The following is a 13,316-nucleotide window of genomic DNA, read 5'->3' as shown; positions in this document are numbered from 1 at the left end:
ATAAAAATCTTCTACCAAATCTTTAATCTTGCAGAATCCGCTAAATACATTTTATCCCCTGGTTGCACGTGGAATGCATCGTAAAAATGGGTGGAGTTCATAAGCGGCCCGTTAACACGCCACATAGGGGGTGAGTGTGGATTATTGTTTATCCATAACCTCAGAAACTCATCTTTCATCTTAACACGCCAGATGCGTGCTACGGAAATAAAGAAGCGCTGGTCTGGTGTAAAACCGCCAATGGTTGCAGTGTCCTGGCCCTGTTTAGTTAGTTTAAAAGCATCGTATGCCATGGCAACACCGCCTACATCTGCCGTGTTTTCGCCAACAGTAAGCGCACCTTTTATGTGCAGGCTGTCCAGTACGGTAAATGAGCTATACAGGTCAATTACCTGTTTTGTTTTTGCGTTAAACTTCGCGTAATCATCTTTCGTCCACCAGTTTGTTACATTGCCTTCCTTATCAAACTGTGCGCCCTGGTCGTCAAAGGCATGCGTTAATTCATGGCCTATCACCATACCAATGCCGCCAAAGTTAAGGGCGTCGTCGGCGGCATCGTCAAAATAGGGTGACTGTAATATCCCTGCCGGAAAAACAATTTCATTGGCGGACGGATTATAATAGGCTGTTACTGTAGAAGGTGTGGTAAACCACTCTGTCTTATCAACAGGTTTGTTCAGCTTTGCCAGTTGAAATTGGTAATTGTTAGAAGACGCAGATACAATGTTCTCAAAATATTTATTGCGAGTAATAGCTACATTATCGTAGTTTCTCCATTTGTCCGGGTAGCCAATTTTTTTGGCGATGGCAAATAGTTTTTCCTTCGCTTTTATTTTGGTGCTGTCGCTCATCCAGTCAAGCTTGCTCATTCTTGCCTCAAAAGCTTTTTGAAGGTTATTCACCAGTTCAAGCATGCGCTTCTTGGCGGCTTCCGGAAAATACTTCTTTACATACAACTGGCCGAGTGCTTCGCCAAGCGATTGGTCAACAGCGTCTGCCAGTATCTCGCCACGTGATTTTTGCACCGCCTGGCCGGATAATACTTTTGTAAATTCAAATGCGGCATCAACAAATGGTTTGCTCAGTACGTTGGCATAAGTGTTTATTGAGTAAGCTTTCAGGTAAACTTTCCAGTCATTTACCGCAACAGATTTCAGCAACGTGTTAAGCTTATCATAGTAAGCGGGTTGCGATACATCAATGGAGTCTGTTTTGGCGCCCAGGTTATCCAGCAACGTTATCCAGCCTATGTTCGGGTGTTTTTTTGTAAGGCTGGCAACAGCCATTTTATTGTAGTTGGCATTTACATCGCGCAGTTCAATATTTGTTCTGTGGGCGTATGCTAACTGTTTGTCAATGCTGTACACAAGCTCCGCATTTTTCTTCGCCTGTGCGGCATCTGTTCCTGTAAGTTCAAACAAAGCGGCAATGTATTTTTTGTAAGCTTCCTGTATGCCAATGCTGGGTGCATCTGTTTTAAAGTAATAATCACGTTCAGGCAAGCCTATGCCTGCCTGGTAAACATGGCCAATGTTCATGTTGCTGTTTTTGTTGTCGGGCCCCACACCAAAATAAACAACAGAAGCATTGTTAACCTTTGCTTCTGCTGCCACAAACCTCATTAAAGATGAAATGCCGGCAATGCTGTCAATACGTGCCAGCAACGGTTTTATGGGCTCATAACCCCGTTTGTTAATGGTAGCGGTATCCATGCCTGATGCATAAAAATCACCCACTTTCTGTTCAATGCTTCCGGCCTGGTTGCTGGCTTTTGAAACACTGTCCAATATATTTTGCAGGCGTATGCGTTGCGGGTAATTCATAAACATGTAGGCGCCTACACCTGCCTGCGAGCCGGGTATCTGGGCGGTATCGTACCACTTGCCATTTACGTATGTAAAAAAATTGTCACCGGGCTTTAGCGAAGAATCTATTCCCTGTATAGCAATGAACGCTTCAGTACTTTTGTCAGTAGTATTGCTGCAGGCCGTAAACAACAAAAGCGCAGCAAAAAGTAACAGCCAGTTTTTCATACTCAGAACTTTTCTAAAAAATGATTGATGGATAAAGATAACATGATGCGGCATTTAAACTTTCAGGTGTGCTGTAAGTGAGGATTTTTTATGTACCCGGCAGCAGGATTGCTATTGGGCTTTGGTTGTGTCACTCACTTGTACGGCTGGATTCGCTATGCGGCTTTTCCCACATTATAGCCATGTTCTTCTTTGCCCGAAGTTTCTGAGAAAATCTACTTCAGCACTTCATCGTCCAAAAAATTTATCAGTCTCTTACCAATCAACAGACCTGTAACCAGCAACCGTTCAATGTTTGTTTGTTTAAAGTTTAATGTTAGCAAAATTGAATTTCTCCTGCGCTTCATCAACGAAGCAAATTATTGGCCTTTTACACTTCAACAGACCTTTAACCAGCAACCCATGTCATTAAGTTAAGCTGTCAGCCTGAGCCTGTCGAAGGCGGATTGGTGAAGAAGCGGCTTGCATAACCCGGTTTCGACAAGCTCAACCTGACATTCGTTTCCTTAACTTAATGACATTGACCAGTAACCGGCAACGGGCTTTCGGGTGAGGGATTGAAGCGGTTACCCCGGTGAGGCCGTCGCAGCAGGGCTTCTGTGCCGGAGTAATAGCGGAAAGCCCGACCCCTTGCGCAGCTTGGGGGCACCCCCTAAAAAACTTATCGCAGCAGAAAGCAAAGTTTGGGGGTACGGTTTGCAGGCAGCCCGGTTATAATATGCTGATATTTTTAGACTGGTAAGCCTGCAGCATTTTATGGCCGGCATCAAGTTCAGTTACCAGGTAATCAATATCGCTGATGTCGGCGATTTTCATTTGCATGGATGAGTTGAGCTTTTCTGAAATAGTTAGCACTGCCACTTTTGCCGCCGCTTTCATCATGGCTTTTTTAACCTGTATGGTTTCCCAGTCAGAGTCGGTAAGGCCGCTGTTGCTGTCAATAGCGTTAATGCCCAGTATGCAGAGGTCTGCTTTTATGTTGGCCAGCGATGAAAACACTTCGCCGCTTACTACCATTTGGCTGTAGGCGGAAAGGCAGCCGCCAATCATGATGGTTTTTATCAGCGGCTTATCCAGCAGTTCCACAGCTGTTAAAGGGTTTACTGTAATAAAGGTAGCCCGCAGTGTGGAAGGTATTTTTTTAATGAATTCTCGTATGGTGGTGCCGCCCCCGGTTAGCACAATCATATCCTCTTTTAGCAGGCTGGCGGTTTTTTCTGCTATAATAAGCTTGTCTTCCTGGGAGTAGGTTTTGGCTTCCTGGCCCACATGGTAAGCGGCCGCCATGGCCCCGCCTTTTATTTTGATGACCTGGCCTTCATCGGCCAGTTCGTTCACATCACGGCGTATGGTATCTTCCGAAACGTCTATCAGCTTGACAAGGTCAGAGAACATTAAGCGGGTATGAATATTCACCTGCCTGATAATAAGTTTTTTGCGTTCTTTTTTTTGAAGGGCCAACGGTGCGTCTGCAACCTGGGCAATTGTATTTGACATATTTTTTATTGGCCTGGCTGTCGGGCAGCCAGAATTAAGGTTAAACAAAGCCACGCTTTACCGGGTTTTAGCGCAGTTTATGCTGGCACAGCAGTCAAATACGGTGACAACCGAAGAAATTTTGCACAGTATACATGCTGGCAGGCATTTTATTATGGTGTAAGGCTTTAGCCAAAACCTGCTTACCTGGTAATCTTTTCAACCCTGGGTTCTAAGTTATACATCCTGCTGTTAAGTTAACCCTTATAAACAGTTCTTCTGCCGGAAAGATTGCAAAAATTTGGGTCGTGTGTTTCAACCAGTTTTCCAGAAAAGCGTATAATCGTAGTCAAAATTGCAAATTAATTGCATATTAGTAAAATAAATTATCAATATTCTTGGGCAATTAGAGACTAATACTTAGCTGATTAATATGGCTCAGTCAGATTTTTTATTAGGTAGAGCATCAAAATCTGCTTCAATTATGCAAATATTTTTAAATATCTATTCATTTTAATATGAATTTGGCAAATAAATGAGAGAATTATTATCATAATTGCAATATTATGTGCAAATAATTTGCATATTTTGATTTTTTTGCTAAATTCGGTCAGCGAATGCGAAAAAAACAAAAGTCACCATCTTAACTACGTTTATGAAAAAAATCAAACTGACTGCTTTACGTGGCTTCTTGCTGGCCTGCTGCGTGATGGCCCTTCAACAATTGCACAGCCAAGGGAATGGCACCGTGCAGATAACCGGCGTTATTAAAAGCGCTGCTGACAGCAGTGGCCTTGCCGGTGCAACGGTTACCCTGGCTTCCAACAAAAAAATTGCTACCATAACTGATGCCACCGGAAAGTTTGTGCTAACAGTTCCCGCGGGCATAACTCCTGAGTTGCTTGTTTCATCTGTAGGCTTTGAAAAGAAAACCTACAGTTTTAATCCGGGGCAAAGTGGCATAACCATTATGCTTGTACAGGACAATAACCCGCTTAACGAAGTAGTGGTAACATCCCTGGGTATAAAGAAAGACCGCAAAGCCCTCGGGTACGCTGTAACAGAAGTAAAGGGCAGTGAGTTTACCCAGGCCAGGGAAAATAACCTGGCCAACGCACTTTCCGGCAAAGTTGCCGGGGTAAACGTGGCAGGTTTGTCAACTGGACCGGGCGGTTCCAGCCGTGTAACCATCAGGGGCAATGGTTCGCTTAATGGCGACAACCAGCCGCTGTATGTTGTAAACGGTATGCCCATAGATAACTCCGTACCGGGTGGGGCGCCCACCGTTAACGGCATTACCAATAACGTTGACCGTGGCGACGGCATTGCCGGCATTAACCCGGACGATATTGAATCCATCAGTGTTTTAAAAGGCGGTACTGCTGCCGCACTGTATGGCTCCCGGGCCAGTAACGGGGTAATACTTATCACTACCAAAAAAGGCAGGGCGCAGCGTGGTATTGGCGTGGAGTATAACTCTACCGCTACTATGGAAAACGTTGCCGTGATACCCGATTTTCAATATGAATACGGCCAGGGCGATGGCGGCGTTAAACCAACCACACTGGCGCAGGCGCAGGCTACGGGCAGGCGGTCATGGGGCGCAAAAATAGACGGCTCAACTGACTATGTTGGGGTAGATGGCAATACGCACCCTTACCTGGCGCAAAAAGATAACCTGCAAAATTTTTATCAAACAGGCACCACTTTTACCAATACGCTTTCATTTACCGGCGGCAACGAATCATTGAATTACAGATTCTCCGCGTCTGACCTTAACAGCCGCGGTATATTACCCAAAACAACCTATGGCCGTAAAACTTTAAACCTGGCACTTAACGGCAGGCTGGGCGATAAAATAAGCATTGAAGCACTGGCGCAATACAACCTGGAAACCGGTAAAAACCGCACCGGCGCCGGTGATGCTTTGGGTAACCCCAACTGGACACCGCTGGAGATTGCCAACACCGCTGATGTGCGCTGGCTTGATCCCGGCTACGATGCCAACGGCAACGAAAAAATATGGAACGACGCGGCCATTGCTTCCAACGGCTATTTTGTTATTAACAAATTTCAGCAGTCTGACCGTAAGAACCGCTTTATAGGGCAGGCCTCAATTTCTTATGAAATGGTGAAAGACCTGGTATTTAAAGCCACCATCAGCCGTGACTTTTACAATTACAACTATGTCAACATCCTGCCTACAGGCACCTTGTATGTGCCCAATGGCCAGTACCAGGGCATTAAATCTGATGTATCAGAAACCAATGGATTGGTTACTGCCAGCTATAAAACCAATATTGGCAGCAGCATAGGCGTGTCATTCATGGGGGGCGTTAACAGCCGAAAATTCCAGAATAGCCAGTTGAATATGAATGGCGCCCAGTTCATCATACCTTACTTCTACAGCTTCAGCAACCTGGCAACAGCATCTACTATTCCTTACACGGCAAGAATTACTACAAACTCTATTTTCGGTTCTGCCGACTTTGATTACAAGAGCATCCTCTTTGTAACCGTTACCGGCCGCGAAGACTGGTTCTCTACTTTAAGTCCGGCCAACAACCATATTTTTTATCCAAGTTTGGGCAGCAGCTTTATTTTATCGGATGCTGTACGCATGCCTGCTTTTGTAAGCTATGCCAAGCTCCGTGGTTCCTGGGCGCAGGTGGGCGGCGGCGCACCAGACCCTTATGCCATCAACCTTACTTACAGCAACGTGCCCAGTTCAGGCCCATCGTTGCAGAATGTAACCAGCAATGTAATATCCAACCCCAACCTGCGGCCGTTTACTTCAACCACTTACGAGGCCGGCATAGAGTTACAGTTATTCAATAGCAGGCTGGGTGTTGACTTTACCTACTACAACCGCAAAACAACCAATGATATTGTTAACACAGCTATCTCTACCACTTCAGGCTACAGCAATGTTATCCTTAATGTAGGCGAGCTGAATAACAAGGGCATAGAATTACTGGTTACAGGCAAACCTGTAAAGGCAGCCAATTTCAACTGGAACGTAAGCTATAACATAGCTTACAACCAAAATAAAGTGGTGAAGCTGGCGCCTGGGTTAACTTCTATACAAATAGCCAACAGCGTTGGTAACTGGGCTTATTTAAACCACATTGAAGGTCAGCCTTTCGGAACGCTGGTAGGTACCCGCATTCTTAAGGACGGCGAGGGTAATACTGTTTTCAATGCAACAACGGGTTTGCCGGTTGCCACACCCCTGCAGCAACTGGGTAACAGCGTAGCGCCACTTACTATGGGCTTTACCAACGAATTCAGGTACAAAAACTTTTCACTGAATGTGCTGCTGGATGGCAAATTCGGCAATAAGGTTTTCTCCATATTCGAGTTGTATGCCATGCGTATGGGCAAGCTTAAAAGCACATTGCCAGGCAGGGAAAACGGCCTTCTGCTGGAAGGTGTTGATCAACAGGGCAACAAATATTCCCGCACAGTGGAAGTTGCCAACCTGCGGCCTTATTATGATAACAACAAGAGCTATTCAGAACTGTTCCTGCACGACGGCAGTTTTGTTAAGCTAAGGCAAATCATTTTCTCTTACAACATTCCGGTTAATAAAATTAAGCTGTTGAAACTACAGGCTGCCAGCATTTCTTTTGTGGCACGTAACCTGGCCATACTGTATAAAAAGACAGACAATTTTGACCCCGAACAAAGCTTTACCAACAGCAATGCACAGGGCTTTGAGTCAATAGGCCTGCCACGTACACGCAGCTATGGTTTAAACCTGGCAGTTAAATTTTAACCTACACAAACACAACAACAATGAAAAAAATAATCACGAAATATAGTGCCGGGTTGCTTTTAGTGCTGGGGGCGGCCAACCTGCAATCCTGCGATAAGAATTTTGAAGAAATCAACATCAATCCTGATGCCTCTGCAACGGCATCTCCGCAATATGTATTCACCAAGGCGCAGTATGATGGTACGGCTAACATGTTAAACCTGTTGCTGGGCACTATGCAGTACACCACCAGCTTTAACGATGTGGCCGGTTTTGGCAGCAAGTATGTTACCAGCCAGAGCCAGCAGTCTTCAGCAGCATTCAGCAATGCTTATCCTAACGAGTTGAATGAGCTGGGCATTGTTATAAAAGCGGTAAAGGACAATCCCGAACAGGTAAACCTGCTGGCTGAAGCTAAAATATGGCGGGTATATTGTGTAGGCAGGCTTACTGATTTGTACGGGGATATACCTTTCTCGCAATCAGTAATGGGTTACGATTCGTCCATATACCAGCCTGCATACGATCCGCAACAGTCCATTTACGCCAGCCTGCTGGCAGACCTGGAAACGTCCATTCAAAGCCTTGATGCAGCTAAAGCAACTTTTGGCACTGCTGATTTAATTTATGGCGGCGCTACCGATAAGTGGAAAAAGTTCGCCTATTCACTTATGCTGCGCTTGGGCATGCGCATGACAAAAGTGGATGCTTCCGCCGCTCAAAACTGGGTAAGCAAAGCCATTGCCGGGGGGGTAATAACCGCTGATGCGGATGTGGCTAAAGTTGCGTATGTGGGCAGCGGCCAGGACATTAACAAAAACCCACTGGCGCTTAACTTGTGGAACAGCGATTACATTGCCCAAAATGGCAGCACCAATACCGAGGGTGGTAAGTACCAGGAAGTGTTTATCAGCTATCTTAAAAACAATAACGATCCGCGCCTGCCGGTAATATCCGTTGTGTACAACAATGGTGTGGCCGATACAACAGCCGCCATCCAAAAGGGCATGGCCTCCGATATTAACAATGTAAAGCCGCCTGATTTTGTAACATACTCCGAGCCTAATCCTAAAACTGTATTGTTACTCGCTTCTCCAAGGCTGGTATTTACCGCGGCAGAATCTTATTTTTTACTGGCCGAAGCAGCTTTGCGTGGCTGGTACAATGCAGAAACCGCCGCTTCTTTATACCGCAAAGGCATAGAGGCCGCCATGCGCCAGTGGTCAATTATAGCTGGTAGTGCAGGCACGATAGGCGATGAGCAGATAAAAGCTTATGCGGATAGCCATGCATTGAATATGGGTGGCAATTTTAACCAGCAGATGGAGCAAATTTATACACAGTTTTGGGTGGGCCTGTTTCCCGATGCGCAGGAAGTGTTTGCCAGTTACCGCCGTACAGGCTATCCTGCGTTGGTGCCCAACAATTACCCCAACAATGCTACAGGTGGCAAAATATTCAGAAGGATGCTGTACCCGTTATCTGAGCAAAACCTGAACGCCGCTTCTTACCGTGCTGCCGTAAGCAGGCAGGGGGCAGATGAGTTTTTAACAAGGGTTTGGTGGGATAAAGAGTAGGGGTTTCAGGGGGTGCCCCGAAGCTGCGCAAGGGGCCGGGCTTTCCGCTCATACTCCGGCACAAAAGCTCTGCTGCGATGGCCTCACCGGGGTATCCGCTTCAATCCCTCACCCGAGGGCCGGTTACCGGTTGCAGGTTGCAAGTTGCCGGTCTGTTGAAATGGAAGAGGCGAAAAGAAATTTTTGCGATATTATTTTCCGGAGGAACATTTTGTGCTCATCGCTGCGCAGGCAAGCACAAAGCGTTCCTCCGGAACGCAGAGAAACATGCTAATACCTGCTACCCACAAAGTGTTCCGCCGGAACACACGTTGAACTATGCATTTATTATGCTTAAACTTCTATTTGGCGCCATAAGCTAAGATATGTACAGCCAAAATTGCTCATAACGTTAAGAACAGGGAGGGCATGTCTATGTCTTCCGTTATTATACACTTTTTAATTACAGCCTGGCAGAAGAATACGCCTGCTGCGGCACAATGGCGAATAGAATTGTTGCAGTACAAGAGTGCGACGCAAGTAAAGCCTCATAGTAGATTCTCAAGCCGGGCCCATAAAAAATATTTTTCAAATTGCGTGCAGCAATTCTATTTAATACTTTTAGGACAGTCTTTAGGTTGCACGATAACATTTGCTGATGAATATCAAAAACACCACAGCCATTATGCTTGCCTGCCTTTTTTGTTTGCCGGCCTTGGCGCAAAGCGATACGGTAAGAGACCAGGATGCCAGCACTTATAACCTTAATAAGCCCGAACGGGAAGAGTGGCTGCGCAATACCAACAACGGCATGTTTATTCACTTTAGCGTAGATGCGCAACTGGGTGTGGTAATTAGCCATTCGCTGGTAGGCGCTTCAGCAGATTATGCCAACCGCTTTTTTAAAGACCTGCCCGAAACATTTAACCCATCTGCTTTTAACCCTTATGAAATAGCGGTGTTGGCAAAACTGGCAGGCATGAAGTATATCATGTTTACCACCAAACACCACTCAGGCTTTTGCATGTGGGATACAAAGACCACGGGCTTCAACATTATGAACACGCCGTATAAAAAAGACTTGCTGAAAGAATTTACAGATGCCACCCGGCGGGCTGGCCTGCAGGTAGGCTTTTATTTTTCTCCGGAGGACTTCAGCTTTCTTCACCGGCACCATTTACCCATTAGCCGTGACAATGTAGTGATGAATGAAGCTGTTAAGAAGGAGTTTGATGAGTTTACCCGCCGGCAGTGCGAGGAACTGATGACCAACTATGGCAAAATTGATTTGCTGTTTATTGATGGCGAGCCGAAAGAAGTGGTGAAGGAAACCTGCTGGAAGCTGCAACCCGATATTTTGATTACCAGGGGTGCACTGAAAACACCGGAACAAATGCTGCCCGGGGTTACCATAAACGAGCCCTGGCTTTCTTGCATTACCATTGGCACGGCATGGCAATACCAGCCAACGAACGACCGCTACAAAAGCGGCCGCAAATTAATTGAACTGTTGATAGAAGCACGCAGCAAGGGTGGCTCGCTGCTGCTTAACATTGGCCCTAAGCCAAACGGCGCCATAGCACAGGAACAGGAAGACAGGCTGCGGGAAATGGCGGCCTGGTACTTTGTAAACAAAGAAGCGGTAGACAGTGTGCGGCCCTGGGTAATTACCAATGAAGACAGTACCTGGTTTACAACTTCTGTGGACAGGAAAATACTATACGCCATCATAACCAATGCTGCCAACTGGAAGGAAGGAGACAGAAAATCATTTGTACTGCATTCTGTAAAAAGCACGGAGCAAACAAGGGTGTCTGTACTGGGGCAAAACAGCCTTATCCAGGAGTATAATCCCGGTAAAGATGTAAGCTGCAGGTTCACACAAACAGATACCGGCCTGGTGGTATCTGTAGTTAAAGCCCAGCGCATTTACGATGACCATAAATGGCCCAATGCTGTAGTGGTAAAGCTGGAAAATATACTGCCGGCCATAGCGCCTGTGCAGGTACAAACACTGCAGGCCCGGCAAACTGCGGCCACGGCAACATTATTATACGGCAGGTTGTTTAACTATGCAAAAGGGCAACCTGTTAAAGCCCGTTTTTATTACCGTGTGTACCATGGCCAAACGGAGGATTTATATGGCGGCGCCTGGGCGATAAGCCAGCCTGCTGTAATTAATGCCGATGGCTCTTTCAGTGCCGTTGTTAACCGGCTGGCAAAAGGTGAACGCTACGAATACAAAGCTGTAATTGACTACAGCCGGGTAACAATTGACGGCGACAAGAAAACCTGGCGGCAATAAAACCAAGCCTAAGCGGTATTGCAACCAAAGGCTTGCATGGGTATTGAAACTTGTACCTTGCGGCCACATTACTGAAATTTGTTTTTAAATATTGATACATGGAAACAGTAACAACTGAAACGATGACGGCAGACCAACGCCTTGAAGAACTTGGATTAAGCTTGCCACCTGCGCCTAAACCGCTTGGCGTTTACAAACCTTTTCTTATTGATGGAAAGTACCTTTATCTCTCCGGCCATGGCCCCGTACAAAATGACAAAAGCCTTATTATTGGCCGCATTGGCCAGGATATGGATATTGAGCAGGGCAAACTGGCCGCAAGACAGGTTGGGCTTACCATGCTCTCCACCATGCGCACCCATGTAGGCAGCCTTGATAAAATAAAGAGGGTGATTAAAGTGCTTGGCATGGTTAACTGCACGCCTGATTTCTTACGCCATCCCTATGTTATTAATGGCTGCAGCGAGTTGTTTGCAGCAGTATGGGGCGAAGAAAATGGCATTGGCGTACGCAGTGCTGTAGGCTTTGGCTCTTTACCGGATAACATTCCTGTAGAAATAGAAGCTTTGTTTGAACTGAAGTAGTACAAGCCGCACAACCAGTATTGAACTTTAAACAACCGAACATTAAACTTTCCCGATGTTTACAATAGATGCGCACCTTGATTTAAGTATGAACGCCATGGAGTGGAACAGGGATCTGCGCTGCCCTGTGCAGGCCATACGCGAAAGGGAGGAAGGCCTGGCCGACAAGCCCGACAGGGCCAAAGGCACCGTTGCGTTTCCTGAGTTGCGCCAGGGCAACATTGGCCTGGTGGTAGCCACCCAAATAGCGCGTTATGTAGCACCGGGCAATAAGCTGCCCGGCTGGCATTCACCACAGCAGGCCTGGGCGCAAACGCAGGCCCAGCTTGCCTGGTACAAAGCCATGGAGGCCGCCGGCGAAATGGCAATGATTACAGACCTGGCAGGGCTTACAAATCATATTGACTACTGGCAAACATCGCTGGATGATAAAAAAGCCATTGGTTACATTCTTAGCCTGGAAGGTGCAGACTCGCTTGTAACACTTGATAACCTGCACATAGCTTATGATTATGGGTTACGTGCCATCGGCCCCGCACATTATGGCCCCGGCCGTTATGCCAACGGAACAGATGCTACAGGGCATTTAAATGAGCAGGGCATTGCTTTGCTGAAAGAAATGGACAAGCTGGGCATGATACTGGATGCCACCCATTTATGCGATGACGCTTTTTGGGATGCCATGGAAATGTATACCGGCCCTGTTTGGGCAAGCCATAACAACTGCCGGGCACTGGTTAACCATAACAGGCAGTTTAGCGATGAAATGATCAAAGCACTCATTAGCCGTGGCGCTGTTATTGGCGGTGCGCTGGATGCATGGATGATGGTACCGGGCTGGCAGCGCGGTGTTTCCACTCCGCAGCAGATGGATTGCAACCTGGAAAAAATGCTTGACCATCTTGACCATATTTGTCAGTTGGCCGGCAACACTTTGCATGTAGGTATTGGTACCGACCTTGATGGCGCTTTTGGCAAGGAGCAATGTCCTTACGATCTTGAAACCATTGCTGACCTGGATAAGCTGCCTGCCATGCTGCTGCAGCGCGGCTACACGCAAACAGATATTGAGAACATTATGCACGATAACTGGTTGCGCTTTTTAGAAAAAGCCTGGGGATAGTACAGACGAAGGGAATGATGTTTTCAGGGGGTGCCCCCAAGCTGCGCAAGGGGTCGGGCTTTCCGCTCATACTCCGGCACAAAAGCCCTGCGGCGATGGCCTCACCGGGGTATCCGCTGCAATCCCTCACCCGGAAGCCGGTTGCCGGTTACCAGTTGCCGGTTACCGGTCTGTTGAAGTGTAAAACGCTGATAATTTGTTTAGTGGCGAGGCGCAGAAGCACTGCTTACTACTGAAATTAAACGGTTGCCGGTTACAAGTTGCAGGATGCCGGTCTGCTGATGCATAAAAGGCTGAAAATTTGTTCAGTTGCGGAGGCGCAAAAGCGCTACCCGCTGCTGACATTAAACTTTAAACAAACGAACATTAAACAATCAAAGCCCCATCGGGGTGGTATGTTAGTAGCCATAGCAAACACCAGGTAATGGAGCGCCGTAGGTGCGATATGTTAGGCTCGGGATAACCACCGAAATGGTTAATGA

At 46.7% G+C, this 13,316-nt stretch carries 7 protein-coding genes; 5 read left to right on the top strand and 2 right to left on the bottom strand.

The features are described 5' to 3' along the window. Positions 1 to 11: 11 nt before the first annotated feature. Entirely contained in the window at positions 12 to 2,033 is a 2,022-nt protein-coding gene (locus F0364_RS11690) for a M13 family metallopeptidase (protein WP_153797964.1), read from the bottom strand. Positions 2,034 to 2,744: 711 nt separating this feature from the next. After that, positions 2,745 to 3,530, bottom strand: coding sequence for a DeoR/GlpR family DNA-binding transcription regulator (locus F0364_RS11685; RefSeq protein ID WP_153797963.1), 786 nt, complete (start codon positions 3,528 to 3,530; stop codon positions 2,745 to 2,747). A 634-nt stretch (positions 3,531 to 4,164) separates the two neighbouring features. On the opposite strand from F0364_RS11685, the gene F0364_RS11680 reads away from it, so the two are divergent. The 5 genes from F0364_RS11680 (at position 4,165) to F0364_RS11660 (ending at position 12,834) form a co-directional block, all read left to right on the top strand. Then, a complete protein-coding gene (locus F0364_RS11680; RefSeq protein ID WP_153797962.1) occupies positions 4,165 to 7,287 on the top strand; it encodes a SusC/RagA family TonB-linked outer membrane protein in 3,123 nt (1,040 codons plus the stop codon). A gap of 20 nt (positions 7,288 to 7,307) precedes the next feature. Beyond that, positions 7,308 to 8,843 carry a SusD/RagB family nutrient-binding outer membrane lipoprotein gene (locus F0364_RS11675; RefSeq protein WP_153797961.1) on the top strand — a complete coding sequence of 512 codons (1,536 nt, stop codon included), beginning with the start codon at positions 7,308 to 7,310 and terminating at the stop codon, positions 8,841 to 8,843. A 637-nt stretch (positions 8,844 to 9,480) separates the two neighbouring features. After that, the gene (locus F0364_RS11670; RefSeq protein WP_153797960.1) at positions 9,481 to 11,127 is read left to right on the top strand and encodes an alpha-L-fucosidase; all 1,647 of its coding nucleotides are present in this window, start codon (positions 9,481 to 9,483) and stop codon (positions 11,125 to 11,127) included. A gap of 98 nt (positions 11,128 to 11,225) precedes the next feature. Continuing rightward, positions 11,226 to 11,711, top strand: coding sequence for a RidA family protein (locus tag F0364_RS11665; protein ID WP_235921068.1), 486 nt, complete (start codon positions 11,226 to 11,228; stop codon positions 11,709 to 11,711). 55 nt (positions 11,712 to 11,766) lie between these two features. Beyond that, the gene (locus tag F0364_RS11660; protein ID WP_153797959.1) at positions 11,767 to 12,834 is read left to right on the top strand and encodes a dipeptidase; all 1,068 of its coding nucleotides are present in this window, start codon (positions 11,767 to 11,769) and stop codon (positions 12,832 to 12,834) included. The last annotated feature ends 482 nt before the right edge of the window (positions 12,835 to 13,316 follow it).

The organism is Foetidibacter luteolus, from assembly GCF_009650435.1.
GTDB classification, from domain to species: domain Bacteria; phylum Bacteroidota; class Bacteroidia; order Chitinophagales; family Chitinophagaceae; genus Foetidibacter; species Foetidibacter luteolus.
This window is presented reverse-complemented; position numbering and strand designations above follow the sequence as displayed.

Coding starts and splice junctions, on each gene's coding strand:
- F0364_RS11690 (WP_153797964.1), bottom strand. CDS start 2,033: ATGAAAAACTGGCTGTTACTTTTTGCTGCGCTTTTGTTGTTTACGGCC.
- F0364_RS11685 (WP_153797963.1), bottom strand. CDS start 3,530: ATGTCAAATACAATTGCCCAGGTTGCAGACGCACCGTTGGCCCTTCAA.
- F0364_RS11680 (WP_153797962.1), top strand. CDS start 4,165: ATGAAAAAAATCAAACTGACTGCTTTACGTGGCTTCTTGCTGGCCTGC.
- F0364_RS11675 (WP_153797961.1), top strand. CDS start 7,308: ATGAAAAAAATAATCACGAAATATAGTGCCGGGTTGCTTTTAGTGCTG.
- F0364_RS11670 (WP_153797960.1), top strand. CDS start 9,481: ATGAATATCAAAAACACCACAGCCATTATGCTTGCCTGCCTTTTTTGT.
- F0364_RS11665 (WP_235921068.1), top strand. CDS start 11,226: ATGGAAACAGTAACAACTGAAACGATGACGGCAGACCAACGCCTTGAA.
- F0364_RS11660 (WP_153797959.1), top strand. CDS start 11,767: ATGTTTACAATAGATGCGCACCTTGATTTAAGTATGAACGCCATGGAG.